Genomic DNA, 20,817 nt, shown 5'->3' with positions numbered 1-20,817 from the left:
GCCTGCCCCCACCGGCAGACCCGGGTTCTGCGCCGGTTCTACATTCCTGTCCGGCTGACTACCCGCTTCACTGTCTCTGCATCTACCGCCAGATGAATGCCGTTCATCGTACGCAGTGAGCCAGACAGCAGTCCAGCCGCATATCCGTCCTGGTCAATCAGCGGCCCTCCGGACATGCCATTGACCAGCGTTGCTGATATCAAAATACGTTTCCTTCCGTTAATAGCCACACCGGGTGCATTCACGATTCCCTCGGTGATGATCTTGGTCTCTTTCAGAGGATAACCAATGGCAAACACCTTCTCCCCATGCTTGACCGGGCCAGTACGCAAGGACAGATACGGATAGGGATTGTCCTTACCAGGGGACGGCAGCTTCAGCACCGCTGTATCCGCCACCTCATCGAATACCAGCACCCTGCAGACGGCTTCAACGCCGTCATTTCTTACACAGCCAAGCCGCGCCGCCCCTTCCACCACATGATAGGCCGTGATAGCTGTGCCATCTGGCTGAATCAGAAATCCGCTGCCTACATCCTTGACTGTGCCATCCTCCCGAAACGCCCGCACATAGAACACTGCTTGCTCTGCATAGGTGTAAAGTCCCTCCGCATCATACTGAGCCGGCGTCTGTGCCATGGAGACAGGTGCATGGTTCTGCAGCAAAAACACGGCAAAGACCATCAGAATGAGCGCTCCGAACTTTCGCCGCATTGGCCCACCATCCTTTCCATACATGACTTTAGTCACATTCCTAAGCTCCATTATAGAAACGCATTCTCTCAAATTTCTCTCAAATTCGCGGTATGATGTCGAAATACGTCAATAATGATCCATAAAAAAACGACCTCTTCCTCCACTGAATTGTGGATTTCAAGGTCATTTTGGGGCATAAAACTACCCTTGGTTATCTTTTATGTAGCCAATAGCGAGATCCTGCAATTCCCGGGATGGTGCTATTCCAAATTCAATGCGGTACCTTTCTTCAAAATTGGTATAAAACGTACGTAATCTCTCCCATTTTCCGCTCGCTGCATATACTTCCATGAGCAACATACATATATTTTCTTCAAAAGGATATATCTCCAAACTATCACTCAGTCTTTGCTCTGCACGGATCCAATCTTTCCGGGTCAGGCAGAGTCGGCCCAGATCATAGACCACGGACAAAAACCGCTTGCGGTAGTCTTCTTCCAGCCAATGCTTCCATAAGTAGTCCTTACGGTCAAACAGATGCCCTTGATACATCATGCACAAGCTTTCCAGCCGTGCAATTTCCCCGTGAGCATCAGACTGTGCAGAGTTGTAACGCTGAAACTCCAGCAGGTCGTACGTAGTCTCAAGGACCTCCAGCAAATATCCTTCCCCGGTTTTGCCTATATCTAGGCCAAGCTGATGCTCCTTTAGGATTTTTTTCAGCCGGTAGACCGTATTATGCAAATTATGAACCGATCGTGCTTCATCCATCTCGGGCCACAAAGCATCGACAAGCTGCCACTTCCCCGCTTCCTGATTGGGATAACACAGCAGATAGGCAAACAGCTCCTCAGTCTTACGTGTGGGCCAACGCACCAAATCCCCCTTGAAATTGCGAACCTCGAAACCGCCAAAACAGCGGATAGATGTTCTCTGGGAGTGTAGATCCATGTTCGTCGATACCGGCCTCCCAGATTCCTTCAGTAGACGATCCGTAATACGCTGGACACTGGCGGGCGTAATGGGCTTCAGAATGTAATCAAAGGCGAATACATTGAAAGCCTCCAAAGCATATTCCTTGTGGGCCGTAGTGAAAACAATACGTGTGTGTTCGCAGCAATCAATCATTCTGCCCGCCAGCTCCAGCCCGGATAGCTTAGGCATCTCTACATCCAAAAAGGCAATATCCGGTTTAAGGGACGGCAGAGCCTCCAGAGCCTCTAACGGATTACTGAAAGCACCCACCACTTGGCAATCGGGGTTTCTTCCAACAACCACCTTCATTAGCTCCAGGATCGGTTTTTCATCCTCCACAACAACTACTGTGAACAATAATCTCTTCCTCCTTTACCCTTCCATGTTATGCTCGAGCGGCAGGGCTATCATCACTTTGGTCCCACAGCCCAGTTTCGAGCTCACAGTTAAGACCGCACCAGGTATCGACTCCAATCTGCGCCTGATATTAAAAATACCGATCCCCCCCGTACCTTCCCGTGGCCGTTCACCACTGGAAATGCGGTACAGCACGTCGTCGGAGATACCAGAACCGTTATCCTCTATCGTTATCAGCAGACTATGTTCCTCTTCTGCAACCGTGAGAGTAACCACTCCTTGCCCGTCCTTGTCAAACAGTCCGTGACGAATAGCATTTTCTACGAGCGGCTGGATAATCAGGGAAGGGATTTGAAAGTTCTTCAAGCCTTCGTTCACATCACTAACAAATTCAAAACGGTCATCAAAACGGGCCAGATCAATCTCTACGTATGCATCGATCAACTCCAGCTCTCTGCCCAGAGGAACAAATATCTCTTTATGATCCATATCCAGAATATAGCGCAGATACTGGCTAAGACTGGACAGCAGGTAAGCCGCCTTCTCTCCATCCGTATAGCAGAAGGAGATTACGCTGCTCAAGGCATTGTAGAGGAAATGTGGCTTGATCTGAGCCTGATAAAAGGCCAGTTCATTCTGAATGGCCTGATGAATGGAGGTCTTCATGACCAGCAATGTCTGAATTCTGGCAATCAGAGTCTCCCCGTCAAACGGTTTGCTCAAATAATCATTGGCTCCTGCCGCAAAGCCCAGTGCAATATCCTGTGACCGGTCCTTGGCGGTAGCGAACAGTATTGGTAAATCCAGAATGGTATACTTTTCACGCAGCTTACGGCATAGCTCGATTCCTGACATGTCCGGCATCATCACATCAAGAATGACGAGATCAATCCGGGGGTACCGGCTGACTTTGTCCAGCGCTTCCCTGCCCGACAGTGCAGTCAGCACATTATACGGATGTCTCCGCAAAATAGTAAGAAGAGCGTGAATATTGGAGGCCTCGTCATCTACAATCAGAATTGTATATTCATATTGCTCTGTAATCTCCAGAGAACCGGACTTGCGTGGATTTCGAAACCGGGGTAGCTCCGCTTCATTATCTGCTGCAGACCTGCGTTCTTTGGCACTTGGAATGGTAAAGGCCATACGGGTCCCCTTCCCCGCCTCGGTCCAGTCCAAGCGGATTTGTCCGCCCATTCCCTCTACCAGCTTGCGGCTGATATACAACCCGACCCCCATGCCCGAGTACCTGCCTTCAGGCCCGCTTGCGCCAAAGGGATCATCCCGTACGAGCAAGTCAGATTGTTTGTCCGGAGCTATACCTTCGCCCGTATCCTGAACAAACAAATGAACCAAGTTATCCGCAATCGTCCCATTGACAGAGATCATTCCTCTATCCGTATGTTTGATTGCGTTATGTACAAGGTTATATAGAATTTGTCTAAAGCGGTTTTCATCCGCATGAACCCACAATTTCGGAGACACCTGATTCACAAGAGACACATCTTTATCGGCCAGCTCGAATTGCAGCACATCCAGTACAATCTGTACTGCCGCCCGCACGTTCACAACCGAAAACTGCATTTGCAGATCCCCATGCTTGAGCCGTGTAACATCAATCAAATCCTGCATTAGCATGGACAGCTTCACTGCCGTATCTTTTACTAGCCACAGACTTTCAAGCTGCCCGGCTGACAGAGTGCCCTCGGAATTATCCAGAAGGGATGATGAAATATTCATAATTCCATGCAGCGGGGTTCTAAGCTCGTGAGAGGTATGAATGAGAAATTCATCTTTGATCTGATTGGAGACCATAAGCTCATGAGTCAGGGCTTGGGTTTTCTCGAAGGTGCGGGAGAAGCGGATTGCCAGCAACGTATTCATCAGCATGACAAATCCCAAAGCAGCCAGCTTGCTGACAATATCAGACGCCAGAATATTTTCCGTTGACAGAAGATCCCCTACCAGATAGATCATCATTGACACAATTGCCAGTATGAACAGGATCAATTCTTTACTCTCATGTGTCCCTTTCTTAGAAATGATCCAGAGAAAAACTAACCTCGCAATAATATAAATATCCACAAGAACCAGATAGAGCAGATACTCCGGTTTAACTTCGTTATAGATCCTGTAGGGTAAGATCAGTATGGCTGCAGCATAAGCAGTAAAAGGGCCAATCAGCAGTATCTGCAGCTTTCTGGACATCAACCGGCTGTTGAGTGAAGAAAAAAGTAAAATACCCAGTACAGGGATCATAAAAAAAATACTGAGATCCATGAGCTTGTAGGTCACATTGAACGAGATATCCGGCAGCAGACGCTGGAAGAGTTTCTCGTCCTGAAGCATCTGACTCACTGAAAAACATAACAGGAATATTCCACAATACAGATTGCTTCTGTCCCTGCGCTCAGGGAAATACATGGTTAGCTGGTGGGCGCCGAACATAATAAAGATCAGAATGCAAGCCAAATCCGCACCAATGCCAAAGGCTCCTAACCAGAGGATTTCTTTCTGTGCTCCAAACTGAATGGGACGGATCACGCCTCCATTAATAAATTCGTAGTTGGCAACCTGAATAACAATATCAATCGTTTCATCACTGGAATGAAAAAAAACGGTATACGGCGTATTACCCGGGTGGCTTTGCTCTTTAGCCTTCACCGGAACACCACTCTCACCCTCCAGCTTCCCGTTAATGTATAACTTGTGCGACATGCGGATATTGTTAATTTTGATCCCGTAGACCGAATCACCGTTCGGAACCAGCAGCTTCAGATGATAGGTGCCATACCCTTTTCGGTGCATTCCCTCGTTCTTATGCTTCCCTTCCCACGCTCCAGGCACGTTCAAATAAAGCTGTCCCTTTACCGTTTCTTCGTTCAGATCAGCCGGCGTTAACAGCCTTCCTTCATAGAAATCCCATTCGCCGTTCAAATTCACCAAGCCTTGATCAGGAAGACGGGTTTCCCTTAAGTCCAGCACTCCATGCTTAGCAAGCGGCATCACCGCACTCTTAAGCGATTCCATATATAAAAACAGCATCCCAAACGCGAGCAACGCCACCACTACAATCGAAAATTTGCCCCAACTCTTCATAAGTAACCCCATTCTGCACATACTCGACGAATATATCATACGATATCAATCTCTCAAGAAACTCACAAGCAATAATTATTCGATTTGTTTGCGATGTTGCTTGATTAGTTAGCATACAAAAAATCCAAAAGGATCAGATCCCTCTGGATTTATCATAAATCACCTTCGTCACTCTATATAAACTTATCTTTTAAAACTCATGATTCAGCTTCATCAGCGCCTACTTCCGGGTCTGTGACACATAGCTGCGTCTGATGTCCAGATTGTGTAGTGTCACGTCTTCCCGGTCCCAGCCTATTCATCCCTTACTGCTCAACCAGCACGCCATCCTGCAAATGATATACCCGGTCGCACCATTCCAGCATACGCTCGTCATGGGTTACCATAACCGCAGCTTTGCCTTCGTTCTTCACCTCGTCTGCGATCATCTGCACAACCTCCTTGCCGCGGCTGAAATCGAGGCTGGCTGTCGGCTCATCCGCGAACAGAACCGCCGGCTTATTCATCCACGCTCTGGCAATCGCCACACGCTGCTTCTCGCCGCCGGAGAGCTTCTCAGGGTAATGATTCCGCCGCTCCCAAATTCCCAGCCGCTTCAATAGATAAGCTGAACGCTCTTTGGCTTCCTTGGTACTGAGCTTCGCCAGTTTAGCCACATACAGTAATTGCTCCTCTACTTTCAGATACGGAAGAAGCTGTGCGCTTTGGAACATAAAGCCGATTTTTTGTAGCCGCAGCTCGGTTAAGGCGCTTTTGTCCTTGTTGCCCAGCGGCTCACCATCGATGTAGATTTCCCCGCTGGTCGGAGTCAGCAGCGCCCCTGCGGCGGAGAGAAAGGTGCTTTTCCCTGTGCCTGAAGGCCCCAGTACTGCAACAAATTCACTATCATTTACAGTAAGATCAAGATGATTCAAGATGGTCCTTGCCCCATCTCCGTCACCATACGTATGAGTCACTTGCTTCATCATCAGTTTGGCACTCATGCTCCAGTCCTCCCAATCGCATCTAAGGCGTCTACTTTTGCTACTTTGGCTACAGAAATTAGCGACCCCAGCAGCGACATACCGATAAACAGCACACTGGTCAGCCCAATCGTCTGGCCTTTCAGCTGAAATGGCATCGTATCCGGCAGCCCCATATTCATCCCAAAGGTCAGCAGCAGGCTGATCGTCAGACTAGCTACTGAGAGGATCAGCACCTGACCGACCACACTCCAGGCTAAATAGGACATTTTGGTGCCCATTGCCTTCAAGATACCGAACTGGCTGGACTTTTGGATCGTGATCACATAGAAGAATACCGCAAGCACGAACCCAGAGATCACGAACAGGAATACGATCATCATCAAGAGTGAATTTTGTTCGGCAGAATAACCTGGGATGCTGGCAATCGCCTGTTTTTGCGTAATGACCTCTACATTGTTCAGCTTGCTTGTGATCTGTGCTGCAACAGAGGAAGTAGTCTTGAGTGCAATAACATTATAAGGGACCTGCTGAGCGCTGCTGCCGCCCTGTCCTGTACCCTGTCTCATCGCCTGCCAGTCCAGATTGTTGATGTATACGACAGGAGTATGGCTGTAGGAGCTGTCCTTTACAAAACCGGCGACCTTAAAGGTCAGCCCGGAAGCTTGATCCTTGACCAGACTGCCGATGCTGATTCCCGACTCTTTGAGCTTCGAATCCACAACGACACTGCCCTTGGTTTCATTGGTAATGCCATCGCCCTGAACCACCTTTGGTTTCAGCATACCATCCATATCTACGGCAAAAAAAGTAATGTCCGCCTTCACATCGGCACCGTCTGCCGTAATCGTGCTCATTTGCACCGCCAGCGGTGTTGCGTTCTTTTCCCCGACCATCGAACGGGCGGCAGTAAGCTCCGTATCACTTAATTGGGAACGTCTGAACGCATGATCAGCGTCACTTTGCACGGCAAAATAGTTCGCGGACATATTTTCCACGGCTGAAACATTGGCATAAGCCAGACCCCGCGCCAACCCGGTTACGAACAAGACCAGAAATGAGACCAGGAGCATAATAACCATAATGAGGCTGTAGCGTGCTTTGGAGTGCCTCATCTCCCTCAATGCCAAAAACATGTAACCACTCCTTCTAATCTGTATAACCACAGTTTAGAAGATGAAAATGAACGGAGTATGAATAGAAAATTACAGAAGCGGCAGCGTTACCGTAAAAGTCGTCCCTTTCCCGAGATGGCTCTCTGCCTCGATGGTTCCGCCGTGCACTTCGATGATTTTACGCACAATGGATAATCCAAGTCCGGTACTGTTACTGTCACGGGTACGTGCACGGTCCACTTTATAAAAGCGGTCAAATATCATCGGAAGCTGATCCTCCGGAATACCTTCGCCATTATCCGCAAAGCTTATGACACAGCTGTGGTCAGAGACTTCCGCCGAAATCGAGATCGACCCGCCGGCTTGGGTATATTTTACCGCATTGGACAACAGATTCATCCATACCTGATAGAGCAGATTGGAATCGCCCTGAAGGGTGATATCCGCTGCATGCAGCCGTACGGCAAGCTCCTTCTCCGTCAGCCGCCACTCCATAATCTGCACAACCTGGCGTAGCTGCGCCCGGAGATCAATGCTTCTCTTATCCAGCGCATTTCCGTCATAATCGAGCGATGACAAGGTAAGCAGCTGCTTGCTTAGCATCGACAGCCTCCGGCTCTCCTCATCAATAATGGACAGGTACTCTATCCGCTGCTGATCCGGGAGAGTAGCATCCTTAAGAGCATGGGCGAAGCCCTGAATAGAGGTCAATGGCGATTCGATCTCATGCGAGACGTTGGCGACAAATTCCTGCCGTGACCGGTTCGTCCGCTCCAGTTCCCGGCTCATGACCATAAAGTGGGATGCCAGCTGGCCGATTTCATCGCGCCGTGCCGTGTAGAGCTTGATATCGTATCTGCCCTTGGAGATTTTTTTCGTAGCTTCGGTCAACCGGGTGATCGGCCTAACCACATGAAAGACAGTAATCAGAACAAACCAGAGGCTGAACAAAATCGTAACCGCAATAAGTACGGCAAAAAAGATCCGCAGCTCGCCAAACTGCACTCCGGCATCCGGCCGCATAAACAGTGCATAGGTCTGGCCGTGAATATGTATGGGAACGCCTATCGAATTGCTGAGCTGATTATCAAAAAAGCCTGTAATGAACATTTGACTGGGAAAGTCAGCCACACCATGGTAGGTGCCCCCGGCCAGCACTTTTTGCAGCTCGCCTTCCTTCAGATCATTTTTACGGAAAGGCAGACCATAAAACCGTTCATCGCCTTGATCGTTCGAGAGATACATCTTGTATCCCAAGGAGGCTGTGCTTAGCAGATATTCCTCCACAGCATCCGGGTGATCCTCTATAAAGGACTGCAGGCCAAGGGCCATTTTGGTCAGCTTGGCGTCGTTCTGCGGTTTGATTTTGACCTGATAATAAGCGTTGGACATGAGAAATCCCAGCACGCTGCTGATCACAATCACCGAACAGAACAATATACTCATTCTTACATACAGGGATTTCATAGATTCACCATTTCCACTTTGTAGCCGATGCCGCGGACCGTGCGGATGGTGAAGTCATTCTTGTATCCGCTGAACCGGTCGCGCAGGCGTTTGATATGCACATCTACCGTCCGCTCATCCCCCTCGTAATCCGCGCCCCATACCAGCTCAATCAGCTCGCTGCGCGAGAACAGCCGGCCGGGATACTGCGCAAGCTGGGCCAGCAGCTCGAACTCCTTCACCGGCAGTAAAAGCACATCATTCCCGTCGCTGATCTCATAATTCTTGCGGTCAATCACCAGAGAGTTCAGGCGGATCTTGTCGCTTGCAGCCACGGAGTAGCGGCGGAACAGCGCTTTGATGCGGAACAAAAGCTCTTCCGGTTCAAACGGCTTTGTCACATAGTCATCGGTCCCGCGTAAATATCCCTGCTCCTTGTCGCTGAGCTGCTGGCGCGCGGTAAGCAGGATAACCGGAATATCGTAGGTCTCCCGGATGTACTCACACAACTCAAGCCCGTCCATATAGGGCATCATCACATCGACCACGGCCAGATCTACTGTACTCTTCTTCATCAGACCCATCGCCTCGCGGCCGTCGGCAGCTTCCAGCACCTGATACCCTTCCCTCGTCAGTACATGCCGCAATAGGGTGCGGATATTCATATCATCGTCGGCCACTATTATTTTCTTCATCTCTATCACTCCCTGGGTAATCCCTTTTGCTGTCATCATAGTAGCAACATTAAGGAGTTTAGACAACTTTGGCGGCAGGAGGACTATATTTTACAGATCTCCCAGATTCAAAAATGGCATAATGCTCTCCTTTAGTGAAGCGGCAGGCTGGCCCATAAGGTGTTCCAGATCCTCAGAGGTAGATGTGGTGTCGATACTGCTTAGAAAATGATAAATCCAGTGCTGTATAGACATATCTTCAGTATGAGTTACAGGCTTGCCGGCAAGCTCAGTAAGCACCTCTGCCAGATTGTCAAAAGACCAGGTCTGCGGCGCAGCCAGCTCATATACCCGATGCTCATGTCCGGTTCCGGTAAGAACATTTGCCGTTGCCCGTGCCAGGTCGCCTCGTGTTACAGCATTGAACCGCCAATCCCCGGGCCGGGTCAGCAGCACACCGCTGCGAATCGCTTCATTCAGTCCGAGCACTCCTACGAAATCAATGTAGAGCCCGTTGCGTAAAATGGTATACTCCATCCCCGACTCCAGTATCGCTTGTTCAGTAAGCGCATGAACATTGCCTGGATGTATATTACCTGCCTGCGGAAAAGCGAAGCTGGTGTAGAGAATATGCGCAACTCCGGCTGTCTTGGCCGCATCGATTACATTCTTGTGCCCTGCCAGCCTTACAGCATCATCCGTATGTGAGCTGGAGATTAACAACAGCTTGGACACTCCGGCCAAAGCATTCTGTAGTGTTTCCGGCCGATCGTAATCAAAACACCGGACTTCCACCCCACGACCGGTTAATTGTGCGGCTGTATCTAAATTACGTACCCCCGCAACGAAGTTACTGGCTGAGACACGGGATAGCAGGTTTTCTATAATCTGGCTGCCAAGTTGTCCTGTAGCTCCGGTTATCAGAATGGTCATTTTCATTCTTCCTCCTCAAATAGGTCTAATGTATTTGAAAATGATAGTTAAGCTATTAACTATATAGGTGAAGCAAGGGACGGATGGACATCCCTAGAATGTAGGGATTCAGCCTACAGCTTGCCACAAATTCTGTTTCACCGTTCATGCAGCTTAGTGTCTTATTGATTATATGCTGTCATGGCCGGTTCAGCTTTTGCAGCAGCTGTGTTAGCTGACGCAGTTCCTCTCCGTTCAAACGGCTCATCCTTCCAGCAACGGCCTCGCGGTTACCGGGAAGCTGTTCTGCCAATAGAATACGGCCGGCATCCGTAAGTGAAATCACTGACTTGCGTCCATCCTGGGCATGCTCAGCCCTGGTGATGTAGCCATCCCGTTCCAGCGGGGTCAACAACAGGCTGATATTGGCCTTGGTAACACCGATTTTCCCGGCAAGTACTGATGGGAGCACCCTTCCGCCTTGCTTGGCAATCTCCACGAGTACCCGAATTCTTGCACCATTTAAACCCTTGGACTGCCAGTCCTTCTCAGACACAGCCACCAGACCTGCAGTCGCCTCAACTAGTGTAAAAAAAGCTTCATTAGGCAGCGGGAGGTTCAGCACATATTCCTGCAGATCATCTTGCTTCAGCTCCTTCTGCTGCAGATCATCTTGCGGTAAATTCCCCTCTTGCAGATCGTCCATACTTTCTGTTCAGCTCCATTTAGTTAATAGCTTAACTATTTCTGTTTTTAACATAACGGATGCAGCTGTAAATGTCAAAACAAAATAAGCCCCCGCACCTCAAAATACGAGGCAGGGGCTTATCTTTTGTTATATCAGAACAGGATTTCCGTGAACCGGCTCTTCACTGTAGCGCTTGCTGCCCTCCAGTCTAACCTCAAGCTTGATCAGCTCGGAACGGCTGGCCAAACGGATGGGCGGTCCCCAGGTTCCGTAACCGGAGGAGACAATCACATGCATCTTATCTTTACGCAGATAGCCCCAGTCCAGTTCAAATAACCGTCTGGTAATCCAGTGGTTCGGAGCAATTTGACCCCGGTGTGTATGTCCCGAGAGCAATACGTCCACTCCCGCCTTGGCGGCGATATCAAATCCGGTGGGCTGATGATCCATCATAATTACCGGCCGGGACAGATCAAGTCCTTCCAGCAAGGATTCCACGCTTTTGCGGCCACCGGCCTCCATAGACTCGGCGGTTTTATCTTTGCGCCCCACAATATACAGACCAGCGGTGTCTACTACATCATCCTGCAGGACTTTGATCCCGATACTGTCCATCAGCTCTGTGTATTGTTTAATGGAACCTCCATAATATTCGTGATTGCCGAGTACAGCGTAAACCCCGTGGCGCGCTTTGAGCTTTCGGATCTCTTCACTCATCCCGTTGCGGATAAACGGCTCAATACTGTCATCAAGCACATCTCCTGCGAGCAGAATCAGGTCCGGCTGCATCCGGTTCATCTCTGCCACCATGCGGCGCAGATGACGGTTGCCGACAATGTTACCCAGATGGAGATCGGATGCGACCGCAATGGTCAGCGGTGCACTAGTTCCATTTGACTTGTCAATTGGAATCGGGTGATTTCGCACAACTGTACTCCAGGCATTGCGCGAACCCCAGATGAGGAAGATAGCCAGCAGGAGAACCAGTGTTGTACCCGCCTTCGAAGTAAACGCTGCACGCTCGACCCCCATTAGACCAAGCACCCAGTAGAGCAAATCCGTAAGCGGGAGCACTATAATGGCAAATTCCATGCAGGCGAGATAATAGGAACCAATCACCTTGAACAGCCGGGCAGCCGGCTTCACCGCTTTAGGCCAAGGAACCATTCCAATCATATAAGCAAAAGCAATGAGCAGAAACAGCGGCCAAAATACCCCTGCGTGAATCCCCGGCAGCCATTTCACCAGCAGAACCCATAGATGCAGCCCAATGTAGAAATTCACAAGACCCAGCACAAGCAGCATGACCAGACCCGAAGCAAGCATACGCAATATTTTCATCATTCCACTCCCTTGCCTTGCAGTTTATCTGAATCTCTAATTCAAATGATAACACAAAGCATTCGAGTAGTATAAACTCTGCTCCGGCAATGAAAATAAAGGCCAAAAAAAAGAAAATGCCCTGCGGCATCTTCATCTTCATTATGAAATATTCACGCTGTAATCTATATCGCTTGATTCCCTTTGCTGGCCATGCATTGACCAATCAGTTTATCGCATTTGTTGATGTGATTGAGCAGCCAGTCAGTTAATGTGCGGTTCAGCTTAATGGTCGAAAGTACAGAAATACCCTTAGTCTTAATGCTCTCTTCAAGATCCAGCACAGTCTGGACAAACTCGGCATGGGTCTTGCGGTGCTCGGTCAATTCCGGGAATTCAATATCCTGCATTAATTTCTCTTCATCACTGAAATGCTCTAGCGTATAGTCCTTGAGAAATTTCAGGGTTTCTTCAATCTTCTCTTTGCCCTGCTGGTTCGTACAGGCATCAAAAAATTCGTTCAGCTTCACAAGCAGCTGTCGGTGCTGGCAGTCAATCTTCTCCACTCCGATGTCATATGAATCTTTCCAGTTAATCATTGACTCACCCTACCTTTTACCATATTTTACATAATGAAAAGCTTATTTTATTTTCTACTTTTCGGCATAAAAGTTCTGTTAATAACATCACACGACACAATGTAACAAATATCGATTATATTCCAGAATCAAAGAAGAGTTAAAATCGCCATGCAGCATATACATTACTTACATTCATGCCTACGAAGGAGTAAACTGGTAAAAAGCATTGACAGATGCCAATGCTTAAGCCGAAAGAAGGGGTGTTATGTTGGGCAAACGGTCAGAAAAGAAACCTTTTAAACATTGAAGGTTGTCTGAAAAGCGCCAAGCACACCGTGATTCGGAGAGTGATCCAACACAGCAAATACGATCTGGTCAAACAGCCTTTGATAGCCTTCATCCAGCAGCACCTGTCTGAACCATTCGGCCACCTCATTCGGATTATTCCGGAAAACTCCGCAGCCAAATGCTCCGAGTACGATAGTCTTATGCCCATTATTAGCGGCTACAGTCAGAATATAGCGGATGCGCTCCAGCATAACGGTTGGGATCATTCCAATCTCCTGAGCCTCCCGCTCGCGGACGACTCCCGCGTTCACTGCTGGCGCGGTAATGAACGACACCAGATACGGTTCGTCCAGCAGCTGATCCTGGCTGTCACGGATGACAGATACCTTAGGTGAATAAATCATGTAATGGGAATACAGGCAGGTCTTACGGCCGCGGTTATATTGGTACATTTCATTTTTGGGGGCGATGGACAGATAAAGTGCAGAAGCACGGGCTAAACTTTCCTCCTGCGCCTGGCTTCCTCCCAGGAAGCCGCCTCCCGGGTTCTTGGCAGAAGCAAAGTTCAGGCATACCGTCTGGTCACGGCCCTCTTTTACAACTAATCGATAGGCCGCAGCCAAAGTGGACTCGCTGGTGACTGCCAGCTTCGTGGTCTGCCTGGCACCTTCCTTCATGTGTTCCACTATTGTCTCATTAAGCTGTGGCAGCTCCTCCGGTGCATATAAACGGGTATTTGAGATGGCTGATCTGACATCTTCAGCAATGTCAACAAGCCGGCCCATCCGGTTAACGTAATTTCCTTTTTCCAATATATCCAGTGTTTCTTGCGCGATTGCTGCTCTTCTATTCCTCGGATTCAGGTTGTTCATCCTATGTGTTCACTCCTTATCCCGGAGTCGTACCGGGGTTTGTTTATTCCTGTAACAGGTCGTCACGAAGCTGCGTAAGCACTTCACCCAGCCAATTGGTGCCTCTCCAGGTTCTTCTGCTGTGGATGCGGTGGTCATTCTCGGCCAAGCCCACACCCCAAATACGGTCTGTCGGACTGGCTTCAACTAGTGTAGTTCCCTTTGTATTCAGCAATAGCTGCAGTAGCTCTTCATTTTGCAGAAATTTCTCCCGGTTCCCCTGGTAGACAATGTCTCTGCAGTGAGCATTCCATTCGCTGTCATTGAAGCCGCTCACTTTACGTCCCAGCTCCTTTTGTTCCCTGGGTGTTCTTGCGCGTAATATCTGTCTGGCCGTGCCTTCATCCTTGAATAAAAGCGCCTTGCCGTACATCATGTATTGTTCTGCACAGTTAAAGCTCATCTCATCTACAGTGAAATTGCAAGGATACCACTGCGAGAACGGCGAACCGCTGCGGTAAAAGTAAGTAAAAGTCTCCATTTATAACTCTCCATTCTGTATTCACTCAAAATTTAATTTGTATCACGGTCCACTCTGTACCGGTACAGCTTCGAAGGCCGATGACCGGCATCTTTGGTGAACTCCTCAGTTTCGGTCACACGGTCGGCCAATTTACGGAGGAAGGCGGGCGCCAGCAGTTCTCTGCCAAGTATAATTTCATAGACCCGTTGAAGCTCGGACAGTGTAAACAAGGGCGGCATCAGATTAAAAATAATATCAGTGTACTCCACCTTGCTCCGAAGGCGTTCAATCGCATACTGTGCTCCATTACGATAAAGATCAGCATATCGACTGTTACGGACGGACGCTCATACATCCCTGCATCATAGCCCTGCAAAAATTATTCCTCGGTTAAGCCATTGCGGTCAGTAACCGGTTCTTTCGGCATGTGGATACTCCTTTGGCTTAGAATTGGGAGTATGTTAGCCCGTTAGATATTATCATTGTGTTATTATCATAATGTTATTATATACCCAATCCCGTTAGTGAAGTCAAGCGTTTGTTTAAACAAAAATATTAAACGTATATAAATGACACCGGACTCCCTAATATTGTTATAGCATCTCTGCTGTGAAATCTTTTGGGACATGGACACAAACAGGTGAATCAGCAACTCTGTTATATCAAGCTTTTCATAGATATACTTAGTACGCATAATGGGTTTGAGGGATTCTCAGAACGAGATGATTTTATTTCAGGAGGGAACAACATGGAAGTTTTTGCAGAGTATGTAGCGAATATTGCTAACCCGCAGCATCGGGCCCGAACGGAAGAGGTTTTGACGTGGGTAATCATGAAATTCCCGACTTTAGTGCCAAAGATTGCGTGGAATCAGCCTATGTTTACCGATCACGGCACCTTTATTATTGGCTTCAGCATCGCCAAACATCATTTGGCCGTTGCTCCTGAAAAGGCAGTGATTAATTATTTTTCTGATACAATTGTGCAGGCTGGCTATAATCATACCCAGCAGCTGGTGCGTATCCACTGGGATAAACCAGTTGATTTCTCATTACTTGAAACATTAATTGAGTTTAATATTTTGGATAAAGCAGACTGTTCAACTTTTTGGCGGCCATAAGAGCTTTTGAGAGCATAAACAGATATTAATTACAACATAAAAGGCGTAACCACTAACCTGGTTACGCCTCTTCGCTATTAGTGCTTCTGGATCTTCAGCTTACGCAGGATTTATCGCAAATAAGGAATGAATATTCCCTTCGGGATCGGCAAAGAAAGCAGTAGTATGACCCCAAGACTTCACTTGCGGCTTCATGATGTCCATAGCTCCTTTCGAAATGAATTCATCGTACAAAGTATATACTTCATCCGGCGAATCACATTGGAAATTAAGCTCGGCGGCTTGTCCGCTTCGTTGCTCACTGAAGGAGAAATGACCATTGGTATTCTCCGCCATAAGGGGTTTGGAACAAATTGCCAACCGGACGCCTGAATTGCTGAATTCTACGTAATGCGCTTCTTCTACAACGATTGCAAATCCCAGGACTTCATGATAGAACCGTGCCAATCGGGCAACATCATCGGCGAGTAATGTTAGGCCTTCCAGGTTTACCTTCTTCATTGTATAGCCCACCTCCAGTTTGCGTTAAGCATACTACAGATCGGTGTCTGACCGTCGAATTACTTGAAGTTCTACGTCACACAGAAGAGCTGCATTTACACGGGTTCAATATGTACCAGAACATTAGCGACCTGGTGAAGGTCCTTCAGCTGATCCTCAATTTTCTCGGTAATATCATGGCTCTGCACCACATTTAAGTTGGAGTCTACCAGTACCGTCGTATCCACCAGCACATTATTCCCGTGTATTCTGGCCTTGATATCCTTAATGGATTCAACCCCTTCAATATTAGCAACGGTCTGTTTCATCAGCTCAAGCTCATTGGCATCAAAACCGTCGGTAAGATCATGTGTTGCCTTGCGGAAGATATCCCAGGCGGTCTTGCAGATCAATCCCCCGACAATTGTAGCGGTCAGCGGATCCAGCCAAGGCAGGCCGAATTGCGAACCGACAATCCCGATAAAAGCACCAATACTCACAAGAGCATCTGACCGGTTATCCTGAGCAACGGCCTGCATGGCATTGCTGTTCAGTCTGCGGGCAAGTCTGATGTTGTACATGTAAACAGCGAACATTACTATAGCGCAGCCTGCTGCCGTCCATGCGGATACTAGATCGGGTGTCTCGAGTGCGGGCTGAATGAATTTGTTCACACCCTGATACAGAACTTGAAGTCCTACAGCGATCATTATGAAAGAAGCGACCAGTGCCGCCACAGTTTCCGCCCTGAAATGTCCATAGCTGTGATTGGAGTCTGGCGGCCGCCTGGAAATCTTAAGCCCTGCCAGAATGGCCAGCGAGGCAATAATATCCGTGCTGTTGTTCAAACCGTCGGCAAGAAGTGCTTGAGAGTTTGAAGCTGTACCCATAAATAACTTGATGGCAGACAGCAGGATATATGCAAAAAGACTCAGCCAGGCCCCTTTTTCACTTTGTTTGATATCACTGTAGTTTTCCAAGCAAAGAACCTCCAAAGAATAGTATCGTTCTATACTACACGCAGACAACCGGGTGGGTCTAGAGAAACAGTGTTGCCGGGCCGCGCAAGTGTTCGCCCAGCCAAATAGAGTTGGAAGACCGGAAGTGTTTTGCCGCACGCAACATTGTTTGCCCTTGTTCAACTTCAGAACTCAACGATCTAACTTGCTGAATTGGCAATATTCTTGATTCACAAAGGTTTGGTCAAGCAGCCGGCTTGCATTCTTAAGTTCAGCATATATGACTGTAACTTTTTTCTATTTTCCCAGTCTAAAGGTAGTAAGGTTTAGTTCTATTCGAAATGGAGTCTACTTCTAACACAAAAGGAGCATTGATAAAATGAACAGAATTAAGCTTAAACAGATCACTTCCGTTCTCGCCGGAATTAGTGTGATATTCCCCCTGTATGCCGGAGACCTCCTCCCTGCCGCTTCGGCTGAGAAGGCAGCTGTCAGTATTGGAAATCCTTTCTATACTCAAGTCACAGCCCCTGTACTTAAGCCGTTGTGGTCTTTCTCCACGGCCACCATTCCGAGCAGTCTCCCGGCCCAGTCCATTACTGCTCTCGCAGAGAACGGCAAGGTTTTTGCGCTCCAGAAGAACTATACATTAGCTGCGCTGAACGCAGCTACAGGCAAAAAGCTGTGGGAATACGGCAGCGCCCTGGCGCCGCTGTACACCTACAGCAAAGGAATGATTTATGGAGTAACGCAAACCGGCACGTTATACGCCGTAGCAGAGTCAGGACGGAAAGTATGGAATACTTCTTTGCCTTTTTCTAATGCATCCAGCATACATCCTCTGGGAGACAAGATTTATGTGACTCAAGGCAGACAGCTTGCGGCTGTGGATGCTTCCACCGGGAAGCTCAAATGGAAAATCGCCGAGGACAGCAATTATGAGGGCTACACGGACTTAACAGAAGTGGATGGAGTGCTGATCCGCCTCTATACCAGCGCTGGAGTCTTAACCTTCCCGTCGATCATAGCTTATGACTCTAAGACGGGTAAGAAGTTATGGGAGCAATACCGCCAGAGTATGCCGTTGACCATTCGCGATGGTCTGGTGTATTCCATCAAATCACTGGAAATGCTGGATGAAGACCCGGTGAACCGTAAAGTTCTGGTATCTATTTTCAACCTGCAGACCGGTCAGCTCCAAGGTGAACGCAATTACCGCTGGACAGACAACAACACCCCTCCAGACGGTGGATTCCGGTCCGGAGGGGTGTATGGTTCAGCGTTTCTGGATGGCAGCAACCTGTATGTTATGCAAGGGCAGAAGGTTGCCCAGTATAACTTCTGGAACTATACAGTGAATGGGAAACCTCTGAAGCAATGGAACCAGCCGCTTTCCGATCATGTATTCCCACTGTACAAGGTGATCCAGGATCGGCTGATGTATTACAATTACAGCGACAACAGCCTGATTACCATGAAGCTCGCAAATGGACAAGTAATCAGCACGAAGCAGGGTGAAAATCCCTCGGTTCAAATGGATATCTTCGGCCGGACCATGTATACTGGACAATCCGACGGATTATTTCATGCTTATGATCTCATCAGCCAGAAGCCGTTGTTCACTGTCAAAACCGCTTCCCGTGAATTCCAGCCTTCACTCAAAACAGGGAATATCCTTATTGTCCGCAGCGGAGGGAAGATGCTGGGCATCAAACTGCCTGCTGCAATTCAATAGACGTCCGATTTATTATTCAGCAGGTGCTGTGAATGTGCGTCCTGCAAACTCAGCATCCAGCATGTAGAAGGCATTGCTGTCGGTTTCAATCCGCTTCAGCTTGGCGATAATATTACTGAATAATGCCTCTTCTTCCACCTGCTCATCAATGAACCATTTCAGGAAATAGATGGTTGCATGTTCCCGTTCATCAAGCGCCAAGTCAGCCAAATGATAGAATCTTGAGGTGTTCTGCTGTTCATGGGCGAATGCATGCTCAAATGCGTCCAGCATGGATGTATACTCATTTTTAGGCTCGGGAAGGGCAGCCAGTCTGGCCCGGAAGTCCCGGTCATTCAGGAATTTGTAGATTTTCATTGCATGGAACCGTTCTTCTTCTGCCTGGATCAGGAAAAAATTAGCGAAGCCATCGAGACTTTCGCCGGAGCAATATGCAGCCATCGCGAGGTACACATGTGCAGAATAAAACTCAAAATTCATTTGTTCATTTAGCGCATTTACCAATTCTTCTTTCATGATCAAATTCACCTCATCCTTAAAATTTTGTGTGCAGTGTAGCAAAGCTTATGTAGCAAATGTCTACTTCATCTTAACATCTGCACTTGTGATCCAGCAAACAGAAAGGGGAGTCAGCATACAATGACCCGGTTCCACGAACACAGTAACCCTGTTGTTCCAAGCTATAAAAGGATTACTTTGGTTATGACCATTACTTGCCTCCTCTTAAGCAGCGGCTGCAGCGGAAAAGCAGGTTCCAGTAATACGGCAGAGCCACAACCAGTACCTCCTGCAGCTTCACCTTCATCTGAAAATCCTCCTCCCCGGCAAACGGATGCTGCTTCACCTCCGGCTCAGTCCCCACCACCGGTGACTGCCGCTTCTCCAGAGCCTGCCGGCTCTGAAGGAAGCGGCCCAGTAGGTGTGATTGAACAGGAGATTGCTTCCATGCCGCTGGAAGACAAGATCGGCCAGATGCTCCTCGTGGGGATTGACGGTACAGAAGTAAGCGCGCAGACACAAGCTATGATCTCTAATGACAAGGTTGGCGGCATCATCCTGTACGGGGACAATATAAAGAGCCTGAAGGGGCTGGTCAGCCTCACCAATGAACTGAAGCGCAGCAATGCCGGAAACCCCGCACCGCTGTTTGTCAGTGTCGACCAGGAAGGCGGCAAGGTCAGCCGTATGCCGGACGAATATGCGAAGATTCCGGCAAGTGGATCGGTTGGTGCAAGCAGTAATGCGGAGGCAGCAGAAATGATGGGTAAGCTGCTGGCCAGAGAAGTGCAAACCGCAGGCTTCAATATGGATTTTGCCCCGGTGCTGGATATCAACAGCAATCCGGACAATCCGGTGATCGGGGACCGTTCCTTCGGCAACACGTCCGCAAAGGTTATCGAGCTTGGCATTGCAGAAATGAAGGGGATTGAGAGTGAGGGCATCGTTCCTGTCGTTAAGCACTTCCCGGGGCATGGAGATACGTCTGTCGATTCCCACCTGGAGCTTCCGGTAGTGAATAAGACGGAAGCCCAGCTGGCGAAGCTCGAATGGCGACCCTTCCGCGAAGCGGTTAAGGAGCAGGCAGACGCAGTAATGGTTGCCCACATTCTGTATCCGCACCTGGACCCTGACCGGCCTGGTTCCCTGTCCAAAGTCATCATCAGTCAAATTCTACGGGGACAAATGGGTTTCAAGGGAGTGGTTATTACCGATGACCTGACCATGGGTGCAATCATGAAAAATTACAGCCTGGCTGCGGCTGCTGTTAATGCAGTCCTCGCGGGCAGCGATATCCTATTGGTCGCCCACGAATACAGCAATGAGCAGACCACACGAAATGCACTGCTGGCTGCTGTGAAGCAAGGCAAGATTTCCGAATCCAGGATTAATGAGAGTGTCTATCGGATTCTGTCATTGAAACAGAAATATCAGTTGAAAGATACACCTGTTGCCGTTCCTGACCTCACCCAGCTCAATAAGGATATCAAAGCCTGGCGTACCTCCTTTGTAAAGTAACCCTCAGAGTGTCTGAAAACA

General features: G+C 48.6%; 20 protein-coding genes and 1 pseudogene. 3 read left to right on the top strand and 18 right to left on the bottom strand.

Annotated features, from left to right (window positions below):
* Positions 1–38: 38 nt before the first annotated feature.
* The 14 genes and pseudogenes from A3842_RS30150 to A3842_RS30085 all read right to left on the bottom strand — a co-directional run.
* Positions 39–713 (bottom strand): S1 family peptidase, encoded by a 675-nt coding sequence (locus A3842_RS30150; RefSeq protein ID WP_074103762.1) that lies wholly within the window; start codon positions 711–713, stop codon positions 39–41.
* A 183-nt stretch (positions 714–896) separates the two neighbouring features.
* Complete coding sequence (locus A3842_RS30145; RefSeq protein WP_074103761.1) at positions 897–2,027, bottom strand: response regulator; 1,131 nt, start codon at positions 2,025–2,027, stop codon at positions 897–899.
* Between the two features lie 15 nt (positions 2,028–2,042).
* Positions 2,043–5,126, bottom strand: coding sequence for an ATP-binding protein (locus tag A3842_RS30140; protein ID WP_256701932.1), 3,084 nt, complete (start codon positions 5,124–5,126; stop codon positions 2,043–2,045).
* A 305-nt stretch (positions 5,127–5,431) separates the two neighbouring features.
* On the bottom strand, positions 5,432–6,109 hold the full coding sequence (locus tag A3842_RS30135) for an ABC transporter ATP-binding protein (RefSeq protein ID WP_074083480.1): 678 nt from the start codon (positions 6,107–6,109) through the stop codon (positions 5,432–5,434).
* A complete protein-coding gene (locus A3842_RS30130) occupies positions 6,106–7,224 on the bottom strand; it encodes an ABC transporter permease (RefSeq protein WP_074103759.1) in 1,119 nt (372 codons plus the stop codon). Before A3842_RS30130 ends, A3842_RS30135 begins: the two co-directional genes overlap by 4 nt.
* Before the next feature lie 69 nt (positions 7,225–7,293).
* A complete protein-coding gene (locus A3842_RS30125) occupies positions 7,294–8,670 on the bottom strand; it encodes a sensor histidine kinase (RefSeq protein ID WP_074103758.1) in 1,377 nt (458 codons plus the stop codon).
* Complete coding sequence (locus A3842_RS30120) at positions 8,667–9,344, bottom strand: response regulator transcription factor (RefSeq protein WP_074083483.1); 678 nt, start codon at positions 9,342–9,344, stop codon at positions 8,667–8,669. The genes A3842_RS30125 and A3842_RS30120 overlap by 4 nt, the downstream gene beginning before the upstream one ends.
* Positions 9,345–9,434: 90 nt before the next feature.
* Entirely contained in the window at positions 9,435–10,256 is an 822-nt protein-coding gene (locus A3842_RS30115) for an SDR family oxidoreductase (RefSeq protein WP_074083484.1), read from the bottom strand.
* Between the two features lie 178 nt (positions 10,257–10,434).
* The gene (locus tag A3842_RS30110) at positions 10,435–10,941 is read right to left on the bottom strand and encodes a MarR family winged helix-turn-helix transcriptional regulator (protein WP_083609797.1); all 507 of its coding nucleotides are present in this window, start codon (positions 10,939–10,941) and stop codon (positions 10,435–10,437) included.
* Positions 10,942–11,070: 129 nt separating this feature from the next.
* Entirely contained in the window at positions 11,071–12,264 is a 1,194-nt protein-coding gene (locus A3842_RS30105) for a metallophosphoesterase (protein ID WP_074103757.1), read from the bottom strand.
* Positions 12,265–12,428: 164 nt separating this feature from the next.
* On the bottom strand, positions 12,429–12,842 hold the full coding sequence (locus tag A3842_RS30100) for a bacteriohemerythrin (RefSeq protein ID WP_083606620.1): 414 nt from the start codon (positions 12,840–12,842) through the stop codon (positions 12,429–12,431).
* Between the two features lie 278 nt (positions 12,843–13,120).
* Positions 13,121–13,984: a TIGR02452 family protein gene (locus A3842_RS30095; protein WP_074103756.1), complete on the bottom strand. Its 864-nt coding sequence runs from the start codon at positions 13,982–13,984 to the stop codon at positions 13,121–13,123.
* 43 nt (positions 13,985–14,027) lie between these two features.
* Entirely contained in the window at positions 14,028–14,504 is a 477-nt protein-coding gene (locus A3842_RS30090) for a riboflavin biosynthesis intermediates N-glycosidase (protein ID WP_074083488.1), read from the bottom strand.
* Between the two features lie 32 nt (positions 14,505–14,536).
* A pseudogene (locus tag A3842_RS30085) lies at positions 14,537–14,782 on the bottom strand (NrtR DNA-binding winged helix domain-containing protein); the annotation flags it as partial.
* Positions 14,783–15,234: 452 nt separating this feature from the next.
* On the opposite strand from A3842_RS30085, the gene A3842_RS30080 reads away from it, so the two are divergent.
* Positions 15,235–15,606 carry an iron chaperone gene (locus A3842_RS30080; protein ID WP_074103755.1) on the top strand — a complete coding sequence of 124 codons (372 nt, stop codon included), beginning with the start codon at positions 15,235–15,237 and terminating at the stop codon, positions 15,604–15,606.
* Positions 15,607–15,705: 99 nt separating this feature from the next.
* Here the strand turns inward: A3842_RS30080 and A3842_RS30075 are convergent, their stop codons facing one another.
* Both A3842_RS30075 and A3842_RS30070 read right to left on the bottom strand, forming a co-directional pair.
* Positions 15,706–16,107 (bottom strand): VOC family protein, encoded by a 402-nt coding sequence (locus A3842_RS30075; RefSeq protein ID WP_074103754.1) that lies wholly within the window; start codon positions 16,105–16,107, stop codon positions 15,706–15,708.
* A gap of 95 nt (positions 16,108–16,202) precedes the next feature.
* Positions 16,203–17,066: a cation diffusion facilitator family transporter gene (locus tag A3842_RS30070; RefSeq protein WP_074103753.1), complete on the bottom strand. Its 864-nt coding sequence runs from the start codon at positions 17,064–17,066 to the stop codon at positions 16,203–16,205.
* Between the two features lie 358 nt (positions 17,067–17,424).
* Here A3842_RS30070 and A3842_RS30065 point away from each other — a divergent pair, with 358 nt between their 5' ends.
* Positions 17,425–18,780: a PQQ-binding-like beta-propeller repeat protein gene (locus tag A3842_RS30065; protein ID WP_074103752.1), complete on the top strand. Its 1,356-nt coding sequence runs from the start codon at positions 17,425–17,427 to the stop codon at positions 18,778–18,780.
* Positions 18,781–18,792: 12 nt separating this feature from the next.
* Here A3842_RS30065 and A3842_RS30060 read toward each other — a convergent pair whose 3' ends face one another.
* A complete protein-coding gene (locus A3842_RS30060; protein WP_074083494.1) occupies positions 18,793–19,296 on the bottom strand; it encodes a ferritin in 504 nt (167 codons plus the stop codon).
* 193 nt (positions 19,297–19,489) lie between these two features.
* A complete protein-coding gene (locus A3842_RS33530; RefSeq protein WP_244169652.1) occupies positions 19,490–19,642 on the bottom strand; it encodes a hypothetical protein in 153 nt (50 codons plus the stop codon).
* A 5-nt stretch (positions 19,643–19,647) separates the two neighbouring features.
* On the opposite strand from A3842_RS33530, the gene nagZ reads away from it, so the two are divergent.
* Positions 19,648–20,796 (top strand): beta-N-acetylhexosaminidase, encoded by a 1,149-nt coding sequence (gene nagZ / locus A3842_RS30055; protein WP_256701931.1) that lies wholly within the window; start codon positions 19,648–19,650, stop codon positions 20,794–20,796.
* The last annotated feature ends 21 nt before the right edge of the window (positions 20,797–20,817 follow it).

This window comes from Paenibacillus sp. P3E (assembly GCF_001909045.1).
Lineage (GTDB): Bacteria > Bacillota > Bacilli > Paenibacillales > Paenibacillaceae > Paenibacillus_AQ > Paenibacillus_AQ helianthi.
Note: the sequence above shows the minus strand (reverse complement) of the source record. Positions and strands in the feature narration are given on the sequence as shown.

Bases quoted from the DNA above. Each gene is read 5' to 3' on its own strand.
- A3842_RS30150 (WP_074103762.1), bottom strand. From the start codon at position 713: ATGCGGCGAAAGTTCGGAGCGCTCATTCTGATGGTCTTTGCCGTGTTT.
- A3842_RS30140 (WP_256701932.1), bottom strand. From the start codon at position 5,126: ATGAAGAGTTGGGGCAAATTTTCGATTGTAGTGGTGGCGTTGCTCGCG.
- A3842_RS30135 (WP_074083480.1), bottom strand. From the start codon at position 6,109: ATGAGTGCCAAACTGATGATGAAGCAAGTGACTCATACGTATGGTGAC.
- A3842_RS30130 (WP_074103759.1), bottom strand. From the start codon at position 7,224: ATGTTTTTGGCATTGAGGGAGATGAGGCACTCCAAAGCACGCTACAGC.
- A3842_RS30125 (WP_074103758.1), bottom strand. From the start codon at position 8,670: ATGAAATCCCTGTATGTAAGAATGAGTATATTGTTCTGTTCGGTGATT.
- A3842_RS30120 (WP_074083483.1), bottom strand. From the start codon at position 9,344: ATGAAGAAAATAATAGTGGCCGACGATGATATGAATATCCGCACCCTA.
- A3842_RS30115 (WP_074083484.1), bottom strand. From the start codon at position 10,256: ATGACCATTCTGATAACCGGAGCTACAGGACAACTTGGCAGCCAGATT.
- A3842_RS30110 (WP_083609797.1), bottom strand. From the start codon at position 10,941: ATGGACGATCTGCAAGAGGGGAATTTACCGCAAGATGATCTGCAGCAG.
- A3842_RS30105 (WP_074103757.1), bottom strand. From the start codon at position 12,264: ATGAAAATATTGCGTATGCTTGCTTCGGGTCTGGTCATGCTGCTTGTG.
- A3842_RS30100 (WP_083606620.1), bottom strand. From the start codon at position 12,842: ATGATTAACTGGAAAGATTCATATGACATCGGAGTGGAGAAGATTGAC.
- A3842_RS30095 (WP_074103756.1), bottom strand. From the start codon at position 13,984: ATGAACAACCTGAATCCGAGGAATAGAAGAGCAGCAATCGCGCAAGAA.
- A3842_RS30090 (WP_074083488.1), bottom strand. From the start codon at position 14,504: ATGGAGACTTTTACTTACTTTTACCGCAGCGGTTCGCCGTTCTCGCAG.
- A3842_RS30080 (WP_074103755.1), top strand. From the start codon at position 15,235: ATGGAAGTTTTTGCAGAGTATGTAGCGAATATTGCTAACCCGCAGCAT.
- A3842_RS30075 (WP_074103754.1), bottom strand. From the start codon at position 16,107: ATGAAGAAGGTAAACCTGGAAGGCCTAACATTACTCGCCGATGATGTT.
- A3842_RS30065 (WP_074103752.1), top strand. From the start codon at position 17,425: ATGAACAGAATTAAGCTTAAACAGATCACTTCCGTTCTCGCCGGAATT.
- A3842_RS30060 (WP_074083494.1), bottom strand. From the start codon at position 19,296: ATGAAAGAAGAATTGGTAAATGCGCTAAATGAACAAATGAATTTTGAG.